The organism is Lysobacter sp. TAB13, from assembly GCF_052113885.1.
Lineage (GTDB): Bacteria > Pseudomonadota > Gammaproteobacteria > Xanthomonadales > Xanthomonadaceae > Lysobacter > Lysobacter gummosus.
Genome location: NZ_JBFRDR010000001.1, coordinates 398,415 through 414,827 on the forward strand (window position 1 = coordinate 398,415; position 16,413 = coordinate 414,827).

At 65.8% G+C, this 16,413-nt stretch carries 11 protein-coding genes and 1 tRNA gene; 1 reads left to right on the top strand and 11 read right to left on the bottom strand.

Annotation, left to right across the window (positions count from 1 at the left end; translation table 11 throughout):
• Window positions 1–27: 27 nt before the first annotated feature.
• The 11 genes from AB4Y92_RS01395 to AB4Y92_RS01445 form a co-directional block, all read right to left on the bottom strand.
• Window positions 28–2,355 (bottom strand): GEVED domain-containing protein, encoded by a 2,328-nt coding sequence (locus AB4Y92_RS01395; protein ID WP_441818014.1) that lies wholly within the window; start codon window positions 2,353–2,355, stop codon window positions 28–30.
• Between the two features lie 113 nt (window positions 2,356–2,468).
• Window positions 2,469–4,919 (bottom strand): prealbumin-like fold domain-containing protein, encoded by a 2,451-nt coding sequence (locus AB4Y92_RS01400; RefSeq protein ID WP_441818015.1) that lies wholly within the window; start codon window positions 4,917–4,919, stop codon window positions 2,469–2,471.
• A gap of 404 nt (window positions 4,920–5,323) precedes the next feature.
• Window positions 5,324–7,432 (bottom strand): polyribonucleotide nucleotidyltransferase, encoded by a 2,109-nt coding sequence (gene pnp, locus AB4Y92_RS01405; RefSeq protein WP_441818016.1) that lies wholly within the window; start codon window positions 7,430–7,432, stop codon window positions 5,324–5,326.
• A gap of 258 nt (window positions 7,433–7,690) precedes the next feature.
• Window positions 7,691–7,951 (bottom strand): 30S ribosomal protein S15, encoded by a 261-nt coding sequence (gene rpsO, locus AB4Y92_RS01410; RefSeq protein WP_057942725.1) that lies wholly within the window; start codon window positions 7,949–7,951, stop codon window positions 7,691–7,693.
• A 317-nt stretch (window positions 7,952–8,268) separates the two neighbouring features.
• Complete coding sequence (gene truB / locus AB4Y92_RS01415) at window positions 8,269–9,198, bottom strand: tRNA pseudouridine(55) synthase TruB (protein WP_441818017.1); 930 nt, start codon at window positions 9,196–9,198, stop codon at window positions 8,269–8,271.
• Entirely contained in the window at window positions 9,182–9,616 is a 435-nt protein-coding gene (locus AB4Y92_RS01420; RefSeq protein WP_057942723.1) for a GlcG/HbpS family heme-binding protein, read from the bottom strand. The genes truB and AB4Y92_RS01420 overlap by 17 nt, the downstream gene beginning before the upstream one ends.
• A gap of 371 nt (window positions 9,617–9,987) precedes the next feature.
• Window positions 9,988–10,395 (bottom strand): 30S ribosome-binding factor RbfA, encoded by a 408-nt coding sequence (rbfA, locus tag AB4Y92_RS01425; RefSeq protein WP_441818018.1) that lies wholly within the window; start codon window positions 10,393–10,395, stop codon window positions 9,988–9,990.
• Between the two features lie 184 nt (window positions 10,396–10,579).
• The gene (gene infB / locus AB4Y92_RS01430; protein WP_441818019.1) at window positions 10,580–13,219 is read right to left on the bottom strand and encodes a translation initiation factor IF-2; all 2,640 of its coding nucleotides are present in this window, start codon (window positions 13,217–13,219) and stop codon (window positions 10,580–10,582) included.
• 212 nt (window positions 13,220–13,431) lie between these two features.
• A complete protein-coding gene (nusA, locus tag AB4Y92_RS01435; RefSeq protein ID WP_441818020.1) occupies window positions 13,432–14,919 on the bottom strand; it encodes a transcription termination factor NusA in 1,488 nt (495 codons plus the stop codon).
• 68 nt (window positions 14,920–14,987) lie between these two features.
• Window positions 14,988–15,605 carry a ribosome maturation factor RimP gene (rimP, locus tag AB4Y92_RS01440; protein WP_441818021.1) on the bottom strand — a complete coding sequence of 206 codons (618 nt, stop codon included), beginning with the start codon at window positions 15,603–15,605 and terminating at the stop codon, window positions 14,988–14,990.
• 292 nt (window positions 15,606–15,897) lie between these two features.
• Window positions 15,898–15,974: transfer RNA gene (locus AB4Y92_RS01445), tRNA-Met, on the bottom strand.
• 58 nt (window positions 15,975–16,032) lie between these two features.
• On the opposite strand from AB4Y92_RS01445, the gene AB4Y92_RS01450 reads away from it, so the two are divergent.
• A complete protein-coding gene (locus AB4Y92_RS01450; RefSeq protein WP_441818022.1) occupies window positions 16,033–16,383 on the top strand; it encodes a hypothetical protein in 351 nt (116 codons plus the stop codon).
• Window positions 16,384–16,413: the final 30 nt, after the last annotated feature.

Consider the following 16,413-nt stretch of genomic DNA (forward strand, 5'->3'; position numbering starts at 1 on the left):
GCGCGGCGTCCGCGCGCGCCGCCGTCTTCAGTTCACCTGGCAATTGAAGCTCAAGGTCGTGCTTTGCCCCGCCGCCAGCGCGCCCAGCACGATGCCGTTCGCGCCGGTCAGATCGGCCACGGTGAAGCTGCCCGCCGGAACGCCGGCGCCGGTGATGCTCACCGCATTGCCGGGCGGACAGGTGATGCCCGCGCCGGGCGCATCCCTGACCACCGCGCCGGTCACCTCCGTGGCGCCGTCGTTGGTCACCACCAAGGTGTAGGTCGTCGCTTGCGCTGAGTCCACCGTGTCGTTGGCCTGATCCAGCGCGCCGGCCGCGGGCGTATTGGTCTTGGTGATCGACAGGTCGGCGACGCGGCGGGTGTTGGTGTAGGTGCACACGATCGCGGTGTCGGCCGCGCCGATGGTCAGGCCGTCGGCCGGATTGGTATCGGCCGCGCCGGTGCAGGCCAGGGTGGTGTCGTACAGGCCGGCGTTGGCCGCCTCCAGGGTTTCGGCCAAGGTCAGGGTTTCGCCGACGCCGACCGTCGTCGGCGTGGCGTCGGTATCCAATTCGTTCGCGGCGCCGGCATCGGAGTTGAAGGTGTCGATGACCGTCGCGCCGCGCGCGACCGTGATCGTCGCATCGTCGCCTACCACTGCCTCGCCCCACTGTTTGCGCATCGTCAACGAAGCGACTCTGGCATTGGTATAGGTGCAGGTCACCGGACCGTCTTCCGGCACGACGATGGTGCGGCTCAAGCCCGTGCCGGTGACGGCTACCTGGGAGCCGTCCGTGTTCAGGGTACAGGCCAGGGTAGTGAGATAGTTCGCCGCATTCCCTACGGTAAAGGCCTCGGTCAAGGTGGCGGTGACGCCGGTCACCATCGTGGCGCGTGCATTGGTCGTCGCGCCTGCGGCGATGGAATTGCCGGCGATCACGCCGGTAGCGCCGGTCGCGGCCACGCCCAGGTTGACGCGGTTGCCGGCGATCGCGCCGGTCCAGGTTTTGGTTAAAACCAGGGTGGACAGCAGCGTCACCATGCTGTCCTCCACTTCGCCGGTGCTTGCCGAACCGATCGCTGTCGCGATCTCGGTAGCATCTCTCGCCAGCCTCACGCGCAAGGCGGCAGGGCCAGGCACCGCACCGGCAGGCACGGTGAAATTCAGAGTGAAGGCTTGTGCTGTCGTGGTGGCGTTTTGATTGGGCACCGCCACTACGGCGGAAATCTCTCCGGCGTCGCCGAAGTCGCCGTCCCGGTTGAAGTCGATGAAACCGCGGACGCTCGCGGCGGTGCCGCTCAAGTTGAGCGCAGTGATCGGTATGCTCACCGCGGTGCCAGCTTGAAGATTGATGTTCGGAAGCGTCCCGATACCGTTATCGACATCGCCGGTGGCGTTGGCGTTCTGCAAAGCATCGGTTTCTTCGGTAGCGTTGGCGCCGAGGAACAGGCCGGCTATCAAGCCATGCCGCGGCCCATTGTCGCTGAGCAGGGTTTGGTAGTTGCCTCGCGCCGTCCCGCTTCCCGTGTCCGGCGCATCGCCGAAGTCCACTGGGCAACCCGCCTGTGCGCTTGCGGTAAGGCTCATGTCATCGATGGAGAAATCGTTGCCCGCGAAAGCGGTGCTGCCGTTGTACAACTCATAGCGGTAAAAGCCGTCACCTGGCACGGTGAAAGTGACGGTCGCCTGAAACCATTGAGTCGTGATGTTGTTCGGCCGCGACGGGAGAACAATCGTGGTGGTATCGCCGCCAGGCACAATCGCATTCGTGGCTAGATCACGCACGCGTACGCCGATCCGGGGAAGCGAGTTCGGATTCGGGTCGACCACGGCGTTGGCCGCCCACACGCTGAGGGTATAGCTCTGTCCGCCCACCAGCACAAGATTCTGCGAATAGAACGTCTGCCCCTGGACGGTGAGGCCATTGACCGCCAGATAAGCGTCATTGTTGCTGACCGGGCCGCCGGCATTGTGGCCGGTCATATTCTCCCAATGGTTGGTGGTTGTCGGAAAAAGAGCGTTGGCGTAATTGCGGCTGGTGATGGCATAGTCGCCGGGCCCCACGGGATCGCCGAATTGATAAACGTAGCCTGCCGCGTTCGGCACCTGCGGATTTTGCAGATTGCGTCGCTGCGGAGGACCGGGCAAGGGCAAGGTGCCGAACGTGCCGTTCTCCTCGTTGGTAATGAGGTTGCCGCAAGTCGTTTGCGCGAAAGTCGGAGGTGCGCACACCAGCAAGCCTAGTACGGCCAAGCCGCCGCAGAGCCCCCTGCGGCGGCGTGACGCGCCGCCTGAGCGCCCGGCGCCAAGCCGTTCCCGGTGCAGTTCGGCGCAGCGCGAATCATCGGCGCTCATGTGTTGATCGATGTTCATGGGATCCCATAGAAATTTCTGGAGCGGCGCTCGCTCTTAAAGGAAATCTCTATTCAGGATGAAATGCGGACACCGCACGTCCGACGGATGCGAAGCATCCGCGAACGGCGCCGCTAGTTGACTTGGCAGGTGAAACTCAAGGTCGTGCTTTGTCCCGCCGCCAGCGCGCCCAGCACGATGCCGTTCGCGCCGGTCAGATCGGCCACGGTGAAGCTGCCCGCCGGGACGCCGACGCCAGTGATCGTCACCGGATTGCCGGACGCGCAAGTGATGCCTGCACCGGGCGCATCCCTGACCACCGCGCCGGTCACCTCCGTGGTGCCGTCGTTGGTCACCACCAGGGTGTAGGTCGTCGCTTGCGCCGCGTCCACCGTGTCGTTGGCCTGATCCAGCGCGCCGGCCGCGGGCGTATTGGTCTTGGTGATCGACAGATCGGCGCTGCGGCGGGTGTTGGTGTAGGTGCACACGATCGCGGTGTCGGCCGCGCCGATGGTCAGGCCGTCGGCCGGATTGGCGTCGGCAGTGCCGGTGCAGGCCAGGGTGGTGTCGTACACGCCGGCGTTGGCCGGCGCCAAAGCCTCGGCAAGGTTCACGGTTTCGCCGCCGAAGACTTGCACCGGCGCGACGACGGTATCCAGTTCGCCCGCGGTGCCGGCATCCGAATCGAAGGTGTCGATGACCGCCGCGCCGCGCGTGACCGTTATCGTCGCATCGTCGCCTACCGCGGCGCCACTCCATTGCTTGCGCATGGTCAGGTTCGCGGTACGCAGCGTATTGGTGTAGGTGCACACCGCCGCGTTGGCGCTGTTGATGGTCAGCGTGTTCGCCTGCTGACCGTTGGTGCCCGACAAGACATGGCCGCCGGTGCAGGCCAGCGTGGTCGTGTAGTTGGCCACGTTGGTTCCGGTTTCGGCGGGCAAGGTGATCGCGTCGCCGACGGCGACCGCCACCGCCGCTCCGCTGTTGGATGCCGTCGGCGCCACCGCATTGAACGAGGCCGTGTTATTGGTGCCGCCCGTGGTCGCGCCGATCGTCACCTGATGCCCGGCGATGCTGCCGGGCGCCCAGGCCTTGGCTGTTTGCAAGGTGGCCCGACGCCTCGTATTGGTATAGGTGCATGTGGTCGCAGTGGCGTTGTTGGCGATAGTGATGGTCTGCGGCGGCGCGCTGGCCGCAAGGGTCGTACCGCCGGTGCAGGCCACGGTGACATCGTAGTCGCCATTGGCGGCACCGCCGCCGAAGGTCTCCGCCGGGAGCGTAACGACGTTCCCCGCCGATACGACAACGGCCGTACCGACCGTGTTGGTCGGCGCGGTCGAATTGAAGGTCGCGGCGTTGGTTCCCCCGGTGGTGGTCGCGGTCGCCGTGTGTCCGGCGGCCGCGTTCACCCAGTTTTTGACTAGGTTGAGGTTCTGCGATATCCGGGTGTTGGTGAACGTGCAGGTGATGTTGTCGCCGGCGCGCGGCGCCACACTGAAGTTGGTGCCGGTGCCACTGGGCAGGACCGTGCCCGTGGCGACGACGGCGGCGTTGACGCAGGCAAGGGTTGTGTCGTAAACCCCGGCGTTGGCGGAAATGGTTTCGCGCAGTGTGTATTGCGTACCCGCATCGAACCATTGGACCACACCGGGGCCGCCGGTGACCGCGGTGCCAGTACCGCCGGTGGTATAAGACGAAGCGGCGGTCTGGTTGCTGCCGGTGATGGCCAGGGTGAACTGTTCGGTGCCGAGTCTGCCGGCGCCGCCGAGCGTTGCCTTGGTCACCGCCAGGCGCGAATTACACTCCAACGTATTGATGTTGTTGAAGGCCCAGTCGTCGCCTTCCTGTCTTTCCAGATCGTCATAGTGGACGGTCAATGCGTTGTTTCCAAGGACTTGAGTGACGGCCAGCGGAAGCGTGATCGTGAACGGCCTGGGTGGGCCGGCGGATGCAAAGGATGTGCCGTTCCAGGTGGCCGTGGCGCCGTTCAAGCCGGTGACGGTTCCTGCGCCGCCGACAAACTGCCCGGAAACGAAACTCGCGTACGCAACGCCGCCGACCAGAATCGTGATGCGCGTCCTGTCGTTGTTGGCGGGCGGGCTTGCCTCGGTCCATCCGATATTGCCTGTGATAACGATCGCGCCGTTCGCACCCGTGCCGTATCGCAGGAGAGGGGCCGCAGGGTTGGCGGCCCTGCCGAGGTCGGCAGAGGTTTGAAAGTACCCGCCGTTGAGAGCGGGCCCCTGGATCGGCGATTGAGCGTTGCCGGCGGCGCACTGACGGTTCGCCTGCGCGTAAGCGGGAACCGTCGCACAAAGACTCAGCACTGCGATGCCCAGCGCGGCCGTATGCCGCGCCAAGCGCCTGGCCTCGTTCAACCGGTTCGCAAATCGGGAGCCGAACGCCGCCGCGATGCGGCAGGCCGCTGAACGTAATTCGTTCTTCCGATGGGGCGTGTTCCGTTCCGTCTCCCAGGCGCAGACCGGATCGCACAGACCGTCTTGAGCATCGCGGACAACGGACCAGTCCAAGGGAATGATGGCGATGTCCGTGCTCTTGCTCTCGTGCCGATGTGGCGTGTTCATTTTCACTATCCCGTTACGCAGTCAAATCGTGGCGACAGAGGCGAAATGTTCGCTCCAGAGTCGTCTCGCAGGCATCCGAAGCGGATTGGCCGGCGAGCAGGCAACTCCATTTGTCCCTATATCTCGGCCGGCGGGCAAAACCGGACATCCGCAGGGCCACGAGGCTCGCGAAGGCCGAGATATTTCGTCGGGGCGATGGCCCACGTCCGCGATGAGCCACGGACCGACGGCCGCAACCTCCCGAACCACGGCCGCTGCACAAAGGCCCCACGGACACAGCCGCCGCGATGTCCATCCCGGCCTTGTCCGTCGCCCCGTCCACGCGGAAAACGCGCAAGCAACCCGCACAAAGAAAAAGCGGGCCGAAGCCCGCTTTTTCCGAAATCCAGCGATGCGCGCGGCGATTACTCGGCCACGACGCCCTCGCCTTCTTCCACGGCCTTCATCGACAGGCGGATGCGGCCCTGCTTGTCGACTTCCAGCACCTTGACCTTGACCACGTCGCCTTCCTTGAGCTTGTCGCTGACCTTCTCGACGCGCTCGTTGGAAATCTGCGACACGTGGACCAGACCGTCCTTGCCCGGCAGGATCGTCACGAACGCACCGAAGTCCATGATCTTGGCGACCTTGCCTTCGTAGATGCGGCCCGGCTCGACGTCGGAGACGATCTGGTCGATGCGCGCCTTCGCGGCCTGCGCGGCGGCGGCGTTGACCGAAGCGATGACGATGGTGCCGTCGTCCTGGATGTCGATCTGGGTGCCGGTTTCCTTCGTGATCGCCTGGATGGTCGAGCCGCCCTTGCCGATCACTTCGCGGATCTTGTCCGGATGGATCTTCATGGTCAAAAGACGCGGCGCGTACTCGGACAGCTCGGTGCGCGATTCGGTGAGGGCGTGAGCCATCTCGCCGAGGATGTGCAGACGGCCGGCCTTGGCCTGCTCCAGCGCCACCTTCATGATCTCTTCGGTGATGCCCTGGATCTTGATGTCCATCTGCAGCGCCGAGATGCCCGTGGCGGTGCCGGCGACCTTGAAGTCCATGTCGCCGAGGTGATCCTCGTCGCCCAGGATGTCGGACAGGACGACGAAGTTATCGTCTTCCTTGACCAGGCCCATCGCGATGCCCGCGACCGGCGCCTTGATCGGCACGCCGGCATCCATCAGCGCCAGCGAGCTGCCGCAGACCGAAGCCATCGAGGAGGAACCGTTGGACTCGGTGATTTCCGAGACGATGCGGATGGTGTACGGGAACTCTTCCATCGTCGGCATCACCGCCAGCACGCCGCGCTTGGCGAGACGGCCGTGGCCGATTTCGCGGCGCTTCGGGCCCATCATGCGGCCGGCTTCGCCGACCGAGTAAGGCGGGAAGTTGTAATGGAACAGGAAGTGTTCCTTGTACTCGCCCGAGACCGCGTCGATGATCTGACCGTCGCGCGCGGTGCCCAGCGTGGCGACCACGATGGCCTGGGTCTCGCCGCGGGTGAACAGCGAGGAGCCGTGGGTGCGCGGCAGCACGCCGACGCGCGAGGCGATCGGACGCACGGTGTCGAGAGCGCGGCCGTCGATGCGGACCTTGGTGCTGAGCACCGAGTTGCGCATGGTCTGGTATTCGAGCTCGCCGAATTCCTTCGACAGCTCGGCGTTCTGCCAACCGTCGGCTTCGGCGCGGCCGGCCAGGCCCTGCAGCACGTCCTTCTTGATCGCGCTGATGGCGTCGCGGCGCTGCAGCTTGTCGCGGACCTGGAAGGCCTGCTCCAGCTGGCTGCCGACGGCTTCCTTCAACGCGCCGATCAGGGCGTTGTTCTTGGCCGGAGCTTCCCACGAGGACGGCTTGGTGCCGGCTTCGACGACGAGCTCGTTGATGACGTTGATGACCTTCTGCAGTTCGCGATGGCCGAACATCACCGCGCCGAGCATGACGTCCTCGGACAGCATCTTGGCTTCGGATTCGACCATCAGCACCGCGTTGGAGGTGCCGGCGACGACGAGTTCCAGCTCGGAGTCGAGCAGCTCCGTCGCGGTCGGGTTGAGCAGGTACTGGCCGTTCTTGTAACCGACCTTGGCCGCGCCGATCGGGCCCTGGAAGGGCGTGCCGGCCAGCGCGAGCGCGGCGGACGCGCCGATCAGCGCCGGGATGTCGCCGTCGACTTCCGGATTCATCGACATCACCGTGGCGATGATCTGGACTTCGTTCTTGTAGTCTTCCGGGAACAGCGGACGGATCGGGCGATCGATCAGGCGCGAGATCAGCGTTTCCTTCTCGGTCGCACGGCCTTCACGCTTGAAGAAGCCGCCCGGGATGCGACCGCCGGCGTAGAACTTCTCTTGGTAATCCACGGTGAGCGGGAAGAAGTCCTGGCCCTCGCGCGCGCTCTTGGCGGCGACGGCTGCCACCAGCAGTACGGTGTCGTCCATCTTGACGATCACGGCGCCGCCGGCCTGACGGGCGATTTCGCCGGTCTCCAGGGTCACTTGATGGTTGCCGTACTGGAAGGTCTTGGTAATTTTTGCCACGTTGGGTTCCTTCGGTATCTATGCGTTCCGGTCGGGGCCCTTGCCCCGCTCCGGTCGGCCGCCGGCGCAGCGACCTGAGGTTTGTTGCGTTTCGCGCGCGCTCCGGCGCTGCGTCGCACGAGGCCGTGGGGCCCATCCAGTTCGACGGTCGCGCTCGCGTACCGTCGCTGGCGGCGTTGCTTCCTGCACCGCCTGCGGAACTTTCATGTCCGCCAAAACAAACCGCGGCGCATCGCTGCGCCGCGGTTGGGTGTCCGATTAACGGCGCAGACCGAGCTTCTCGATCAGGGCCTTGTAGCGCTCGCCGTCTTTGCGCTTGAGGTAATCAAGCAGGCTGCGACGGCGGTTGACCATCATCAGCAGACCGCGACGGCTGTGGTGGTCCTGCTTGTGCTGCTTGAAGTGGCCGGTGAGCTGCTCGATGCGAGCGGTCAGCAGAGCGACCTGGACTTCCGGCGAACCGGTGTCGTTGGCGCCGCGCTTGTTGTCTTCAATTACCTTGCTGGTGTCGATCGACATGACTTATGTTCTCTGTAGATGCGGGGCCCGCAGAAGCGAATCGGTCGCGGAATTTCCGCCCCGACGCACCGCCTGGCCCGCCGCTTGCTTTAAGTGAGGATTGCCGTACGAGCATCGCCCGAACCGATGGCCTTGGGCGAAGTGCTTGAAAAGCGGCGGAATTGTAACAGCCCGCGACGACGATTGCGACCTTGGATCAGTGCGGATCGACGATCCGTGCCCGGCCCGGGCGGCACGCAATCGGTGAGTGGGCGTGCTGTTCAGCTGCGCCGCGCCGCCAGCACCGCGGCCCATATCGGCCACGGCTTCGGCACTTGTCAGCCCTGCGCCGCCCAGCGGAACAGCCGCTGCGGCTGCAGGCGGCCCTCGGCCTGACGCAGGCCCAGGCCCAGGCAGCGACCGGCTTCGCCGAAGATCGCCACCAGCCCGGCCTCGCCCTCTTCGCACGTGACCGCCTGGCCCTGGCCCAGCCGATGGGCGGAGGCGGCGTCGATCGAGACCCGGGCGAATTCGCTCAGGCCGGCTTCGATCGGCAGCAGGTGGGCATCCAGGGCCAGGTCGTTGCCCTGCTCGGCCAGTTCGCGCAGCTGCTCCAGGGTCACCATGCGCGGCTGCATGAACGGCTCGACCCACAGCCGGCGCAGCACGCTGACGTGGGCGCCGCAGCCGAGGGTTTCGCCCAGGTCGCGGACCAGGCTGCGCACGTAGGTGCCCGAGCCGCATTCCACATGCAGTTCCAGGCGCGGGCCGTCGCGGCCGGTCAGGGTCAGCGAATGCACGATCACATCGCGCTCGGGCGCCTCGATGGCCTCGCCGCGGCGGGCCTTGGCGTACAGCGGCTCGCCGCCCTGCTTGAGGGCGGAATAGATCGGCGCGCGCTGGCGGATGGCCCCGCGCAAGGGCGCGAGCGCGGCTTCGATGGTGGCGTCGTCGAGCTCGGGCACGGGGCGCGTGAGCAGCGGCGCGCCGTCGGCGTCGTCGCTGTCGGTGGTCAGGCCGAGCACGGCGGTGGTGGCGTAGGCCTTGTGCGCGCCGAGCAGCAGACCGGCGATCTTGGTCGCTTCGCCGAAGCACAGCGGCAGCAGGCCGGTCGCCAGCGGGTCCAGGCTGCCGGTGTGTCCGCCTTTTTCGGCGCGGAACAGGTGGCGCGCCTGCTGCAAGGCCTGGTTGGAACTCAGGCCTTGCGGTTTGTCGAGCAGCAACAAGCCGTCGACGTTGCGCCAATTGCGTTTACGCGTCGTGTTCAAGCAAGCCGTCCACTCCTGCCTGCGCGATTTGCGCGTCCTGGACCGACTGCATCCCGGACACGCCGATCGCACCGATCACCTCGCCGCCCACGATCAGGGGCAGCCCGCCATCCAACGGCAACAGATTGTCCATGCCGAGCAATCGCATGCCCAATCCGCCGGCAGCGACCGCGTCTTCGAACACCTTGGTCGGGCGGCGGAACTTCACTGCCGTCTCGGCCTTGGCCTGGGCCACGGGAATGCTCCCATATTGCGCCTGATCGAGCTTGTGAAGCATCACCAGGTGGCCGGTGCTGTCCACGATGGCGATCACCATCGGCCAGCCTTCGCGCTCGGCCCGCGCCTGCGCGGCGCGCATGACCCGGCTGGCGGTTGCGAACGAAATCGGGGCGCCGTAACGCGGGGGCAGCGTGGACATGCGGGGGCTCCTGGCAGAGAACAGACGGCGGCGCGAATGGCGGCCGGTGGCGCGGGTTTGCGGAAACTCGGGGGCAAACGGGGATGGCGATCGGCCGGATGGTAGTCCCGCTCGGTGGGGCGCGGGTATGCGGGAGTTGCCGGGCTGTCGTCGTGGGTGCGGTTTCGAGTCGGGGCTGAAGTCCCTCCCACAACAAACCTCGTGGCTTCGACGTCTTTTGTGGGAGGGACTTCAGCCCCGACTCGGATCACCGATCTCCCAACGCAAACCCCGACAGGGTCGCCGCTACCGCCCTGATCGATCGCGGGAGTAGCGCAAGTACCGGCCACCCGCATCGGACGCTCACGCGGCCGGGCAGGCGAAGCCGCCGATCACTCCGGCTTGTCGCCCTCGCCGTCTTCGCTCGCGCCTTCCTCGGCGCGGGTTTCCAGATCGGGATGATCGCGCAGCAGGTTGTCGATGCTTTCGCCGCGATCGACCGAGTCGTCGTAATGGAAATGCAGCTCCGGCACGTGGCGCAGCTTCATCGCCTTGCCGAGCTGGTAACGCAGGTTCGGAGCGAGTTCCTTGAGGTCCTTGACCGCCTCGAGCGAACGCTCGGGCTGCAGCGCGGTCACGAAGACCTTGGCATGGGCCAGGTCGCGCGAGACCTCGACGTCGGACACGCTGACCGACGGCAGGCCGTGCTCGCGCACGGCCTCGTGCACGATCTTGCCGAGCTCGCGGCGCAACTGCGCCGAGACCCGGTCGGTACGGTGGAACGATTTGCTGCTGGGCATAAAGCGAGAAAAGAGTCCGGAGAAGTGAGGAGCGAGTAAAGCGAGAAAGCGGAGAGTTGCGAGGATGAGCTTTCGCTCACTCTCGCCTCTCTCCGCTTACTCCTGCCTTTTCAGAGCGGGAACACCGGGAGTCGCGACAAAGAGACTTGCTCATTTCTCACTCCTCCCCACCCGCTCCTGGCTTTTACAGCGTGCGCTGAACCTCGATGCGCTCGAAGCACTCGATCTGGTCGCCCGGCTTGACGTCGTTGTACGCCTTCACGCCGATGCCGCACTCGGTGCCGTTGCGCACTTCGTCCACGTTTTCCTTGAAGCGACGCAGCGATTCCAGCTCGCCTTCGAAGACCACGGCGTTGTCGCGCAGCACGCGGATCGGCTTGGAGCGCTTGACCACGCCCTCCACGACCATGCAGCCGGCGACCGCGCCGAACTTCGAGCTGCGGAACACGTCGCGAACCTCGGCGATGCCGATGATCTCTTCGCGGATTTCCACGCCGAGGATGCCCGACGCCACCTGCTTCACCTGATCGATCACGTCATAGATGATCGAGAAGTAACGCAGATCCACGCCGTTGCCTTCGATGATGCGGCGGGCCGAAGCGTCCGCGCGCACGTTGAAGCCGATCACCGTGGCCTTGGCGGTGGCCGCGGCGTTGGCGTCGGACTCGGTGATGCCACCGACGCCCGAGCTGATCACGTTGATGCGGATCTGATCGTTGGACAGCGCGACCAGGGCCTGACGCAGCGCCTCGACCGAACCTTGCACGTCGGCCTTGATGACCAGGTTGAGGCTCAGCTGGCCCTCGCCCTTGCCCATCTGGGCCATGATGTCTTCCATGCGGTTGCCGGCAGCGGCGACCAGGCGCGATTCGCGGCGCTTGGCGTCGCGCTGCTGCGCCACATCCTTGGCCAGACGCTCGTCCTCGACCACGACGAAGTCGTCGCCGGCATCGGGCACGCCCGACAGGCCGAGCACCTGCACCGGAATCGACGGGCCGGCGAACTCGACCTGACGGCCGGTTTCGTCGAACAGCGCGCGCACGCGGCCGTATTGCACGCCGCACACGAGGTAGTCGCCCTTCTTGAGCTGGCCCTGCTGGACCAGCACGGTGGCGACCGGGCCGCGGCCCTTGTCGAGCGAGGATTCGATCACCGTGCCGATGGCGCGGCCGATCGGAACCGCCTTGAGCTCCAGCACTTCGGCCTGCAGCGAAATCGCGTCGAGAAGATCGTCCACGCCGTCGCCGGTCTTGGCCGACAGCTCGACCATCTGGGTCTCGCCGCCGAAATCTTCCGCGACCACTTCCTCGGCCAGCAGTTCGTTCTTGACCCGCAGCGGATCGGCGCCGGACTTGTCGATCTTGTTGATCGCCACGATCAAGGGAACGCCGGCCGCCTTGGCGTGCTGCACGGCTTCCTTGGTCTGCGGCATGACGCCGTCGTCGGCCGCCACCACCAGCACCACGATGTCGGTCAGCTTGGCGCCGCGCGCGCGCATCGAGGTGAAGGCCGAGTGGCCGGGGGTGTCGAGGAAGCTGATCACGCCGCGAGCGGTTTCGACGTGGTACGCGCCGATGTGCTGGGTGATGCCGCCGGCTTCGCCGGAAGCGACCTTGGTGCGGCGGATGTAATCCAGCAGCGAGGTCTTGCCGTGATCGACGTGGCCCATGATCGTGACCACCGGCGGACGCGCGACCTTGTCGCCCTGCACTTCCTCGGCATGCGCGATGAGCGCGTCCTCGGCGGCGTTGGCGTTGGTGCGCACGACGGTGTGGCCGAGTTCCTCGGTCACCAGCGCGGCGGTGTCGAAGTCGATGCTCTGGTTGATGGTCGCCATGACGCCCATCTTGAACAGCGCCTTGACCACATCGCCGCCCTTGAGCGCGAGCTTCTGCGCCAGATCGGCGACCGTGACGGTATCGCCGATGGCGACTTCGCGAACGATCGGCGCGGTCGGGCGCGAGAAGCCGTGCTGGCCGCCGCCGGAACGCGACTGCTCGGACTGGCGGCGCTGCTGCGGACGATTACCGCCCTTGCCGCGCGAATTGGTGGTGCGGCGGGCGCGGTCGGACGGGCTCAGGTGCAACTGGCCGGCGAAGCGGTTGGCCGCATCGTCGTCTTCCACGCCGGCGACCATCGCGTGCGAGCCGCGGGTCTTGTTGCGCGGAGCGTTGTGATCCACGCGCGCAGGCGCGGCCGGCGCGGGCGGCTTGGGATGGCCGTGACCGTGCGTGGCCGGCGGCTTGCGCACCGCGGTCGCGGTGGGCGCGTCGTCCGTGCTCGGAACGATGGCGCTGGCGTCGGCGAGCTTTTCTTTCTGCTCTTCCTCGGCCTTGGCGCGGGCGACTTCCTCGGCGGCCAGACGCACCGCATCGGCGGCGTCGGCGCGGCGCTTGTCGTCGGCGGCCAGGCGCTGCTGCTCGGCGAGGTTGCGCTGCTTGGACTCTTCGAGCTTGCGCAGGATTTCCGCGCGCTCGTCGTCCGGCGAACCGGAGCCTGCCGGCTCGTTAGGGCGAACCAGGGTCACCTTCTTGCGCACGACCACATCCACCGTGGTCTTGTGCTTGCCGCCGCCGACAGTGATTTCCTGCTTGCGGCTGCGGTTGAGGGTGATCTTCTTCGCGGCGTCGTCGGTTTCGACAGGCTTGTCGGCCTTGCCGTGCGAGCGCTTAAGGAAGCCGAGCAGCTTGACTTTCTCGATACTGGTCACGACCTGGTCGGGGCCGCTGAACTTCATGCCGGCCTCGGCCAGCTGTTCCAGCAACTTCTCGACCGGCGTGTTCACCAGTTCGGCCAGCTTGCGGATGGTGGTTTGCTGCGACATTCGGTTTTCCGTGTCCTCTTGGCGCGGGACGCATCCCGCGCGTGATGGCGCCATTCTAGCTCCGCGCGCGCCCCTGCACCGGCTCGCGCAAGCCATCTCGGCCTGCCCGCGGACCGGGCCGATGCCCGATCCTGCGAATCCGGGGCCGGCCCAGGGCCGAATCCCGGTTTGCCGCAAGACGCCTCGCCGGGCCTCTTGCGACTCGTGTCACCTCATTCGAACCAGTGCTTGCGCGCTTCCATGATCAGGGCGGCGGCACGTTCCTCGTCCACGCCTTCGATATCGGTCAACTCGTCGGTGGCCAGATCGGCCAGGTCGTCCCGGGTGACCACGCCGCGCGCAGCCAGGGTAAAGGCCAGCGCTTCGTCCATGCCTTCCAGCGACAGCAGATCGGCCGCCGGCTGGTGCTCGTCGAGCTCTTCCTCGGCGGCCAGCGCCTCGTTGAGCAGGGCGTCGCGGGCGCGGGCGCGCAGTTCCTCGACGATGTCCTCGTCGAAGCCCTCCACCGCCAGCAGCTCGCCGACCGGCACGTAGGCGATTTCCTCGACCGTGCTGAAACCTTCCGAAACCAGGATGCCGGCGATTTCTTCGTCCACTTCCAGCTTGTCCTGGAACAGCTGGCGGGCGGCGGTCTGCTCGGCCTCGGACTTGGCGGTGACCTGATCCTGGGTCATCACGTTGAGCTGCCAGCCCGACAGGCGGCTGGCCAGACGCACGTTCTGGCCGCCCTTGCCGATCGCCTGGGCCAGACGGTCCTCGGCCACGGCCAGGTCCATCGAATGCTTTTCTTCATCGACGATGATCGACTGCACTTCGGCCGGCGCCATCGCGTTGATGACGAACTGGGCCGGGTTGTCCGACCACAGCACGATGTCCACGCGCTCGCCGTTGAGCTCGTTCGACACCGCCTGCACGCGCGAACCGCGCATGCCGATGCAGGCGCCGATCGGATCGGTGCGGTTGTCGTGCGCGAGCACGGCGATCTTGGCGCGGTCGCCCGGATCGCGCGCGCAGGCCTTGATCGAAACCAGGCCCTGGCCGACTTCCGGCACTTCCAGCTTGAACAGCTCCATCATGAATTCCGGGGCGGCGCGGCTGATGAACAGCTGCGGGCCGCGCGGCTCGGTGCGCACGTCGAACAGGTAGCCGCGCACGCGGTCGCCGGCGCGCAGCACATCGCGCGGAATGCCCTTGTCCTTCGGGATGATGGCCTCGGCGTTGCCGCCCAGGTCCACGTAGATGTTGCCGCGCTCAACGCGCTTGACGATGCCGGTGACCAACTCGCCGACGCGATCCTTCCAACCGTCCACGACCTGCGCGCGCTCGGCTTCGCGCACGCGCTGCACGATCACCTGCTTGGCGGCCTGCGCGGCGATACGGCCGAAATCCGGGTTTTCGATCTGCTCTTCGATGTAGTCGCCGACTTCCACGCCTTCGACTTCATCGACGGCGTCCATCAGGCGGATCTGGCGGTCCGGCGATTCCATGACCACGTCGTCGGCCACCACTTCCATGCGGCGGAAGGTTTCGTAGCTGCCGTCTTTCTGATCGATGCTGACGCGCACCAGCACGTCTTCGTCGTGGTAGCGCTTCTTCGCGGCCGAAGCCAGCGCGGCCTCGATGGCCTCGAAAATGACCTCGCGCGGTACGCCCTTTTCGTTGGCGACTGCGTCCACCACCAGCAACAGTTCCTTGCTCATTTCGTCACTCCGCACGGGTCGGCTCGCGCCGCCGGCTATTCGGGTTGGTAATAGGCGTCAGATTCAAATTACTTTTTCTTCGAAGCGCGCCGCTTGGGCGGCTTCGAAGGCTTGTCCTTGGGCTTGATGCGGCCCGTGTCGGCCGGTTGGCCGGGCTTGGTCGGCGCGAAACCCAGCGCGGCCCAGTCCGGCACGATCCGGCCCTTGTCGATATTGGTGAACGGCACGACGAAACGGCCCTCGTCGGGCGCGCCTTCGACCGAGAACACCACCTGCTCGCCTTCGATGGCGATGATCTGCCCGGTCAGACGGCGGCGGCCTTCGTGCGGCAGCTTCAGGCCGACCTTGACGGTCTCGCCGATGAAGCGCGCGTAATGCTCGAGCGTGAACAACGGGCGGTCGATGCCCGGCGAGGACACTTCCAGCGTGTAGTTGCTGCTGATCGGGTCTTCGACGTCGAGCTGCGCCGACACTTCGCGGCTGACCGCTTCGCAGTCTTCGATCGAGACCGAGCGCGGCTGCTCGCCTTCGGGCGTGGCTTCGTATTCCGAGGCCGGCACGTCGATATAGATGCGCAGCGTTGCATTGCCGACAGCCGGCAGATATTCGATGCCAAGCAATTCCACGCCCAGCGACTCCACCGTCGGGGCGAGCAATGCGGCGATTTGCGTTGCCTTGTCCGTCACGCGCCTGAACTCCTGAGGGTTGCGACTGGCCTGACATCTTCGTCAAACCATGTTTCCGCGAGCTTTCCGCCAGGCATCGCAACGATCGCAATCCGACCGCCGTACCACGCGAAAACCGCTGTCCACTGAAAAATCCGGTTTTCCGGATAACAAAAACAACAAGGGGCCCATCGGGCCCCTTGTCCGTACAACTGGATTTCGGTGTGTTCGCGCGAGCAGAGCGCGATCACAAAGCCCGAGCTTGGCGGCCAAAAAAAAACCTCGAGAGAGGCTTTCATCGACCAGCCGAAGCTGGTAGCGGGGGCAGGATTTGAACCTGCGACCTTCGGGTTATGAGCCCGACGAGCTGCCAGACTGCTCCACCCCGCATCAGGCCGACCATCATAACGGCCGGCGGAACTTACTGCAAGCCTGCAATCGATGTTTCGTGATTGCCGCTTACCGCTTCGAAAAATCTCCGGTTTCCCGGCTGTTTCCCCGGAGGAAAACGTTGATCGTTCGCAGGTGCGCAATCTTATGCCGTATTCAAAATATTTCAAGTCTTTTTCATGAATGCGTACGATTGATGTTCGATCCGGCGGAAAACTTCGTCGCGCAGGTTCAAATCCCGCCCCCCCTCCCAGCTTCGCCGGCGCGACAGGAACTGGCCGCGCAGGCGCGACGATCGGCGATCCGAGCGCCGCTGCGCGCCGCGCGGGCGATCCGCGCCCGTTGCCGGAAATTTCAAGCGCAGGCCACCGCTGCGCGCCGGCGCCGCAAAAGCGAAAGGCCGGCATAAGCCGGCCCTCGACGACGCTGCAGCCATGAC

Excerpts from the sequence above, each read along its gene's own strand:
- AB4Y92_RS01395 (WP_441818014.1), bottom strand. The coding sequence starts at position 2,355 with ATGAACATCGATCAACACATGAGCGCCGATGATTCGCGCTGCGCCGAA.
- AB4Y92_RS01400 (WP_441818015.1), bottom strand. The coding sequence starts at position 4,919 with ATGAACACGCCACATCGGCACGAGAGCAAGAGCACGGACATCGCCATC.
- rpsO (WP_057942725.1), bottom strand. The coding sequence starts at position 7,951 with ATGTCGATCGACACCAGCAAGGTAATTGAAGACAACAAGCGCGGCGCC.
- AB4Y92_RS01420 (WP_057942723.1), bottom strand. The coding sequence starts at position 9,616 with ATGTCCACGCTGCCCCCGCGTTACGGCGCCCCGATTTCGTTCGCAACC.
- rbfA (WP_441818018.1), bottom strand. The coding sequence starts at position 10,395 with ATGCCCAGCAGCAAATCGTTCCACCGTACCGACCGGGTCTCGGCGCAG.
- infB (WP_441818019.1), bottom strand. The coding sequence starts at position 13,219 with ATGTCGCAGCAAACCACCATCCGCAAGCTGGCCGAACTGGTGAACACG.
- nusA (WP_441818020.1), bottom strand. The coding sequence starts at position 14,919 with ATGAGCAAGGAACTGTTGCTGGTGGTGGACGCAGTCGCCAACGAAAAG.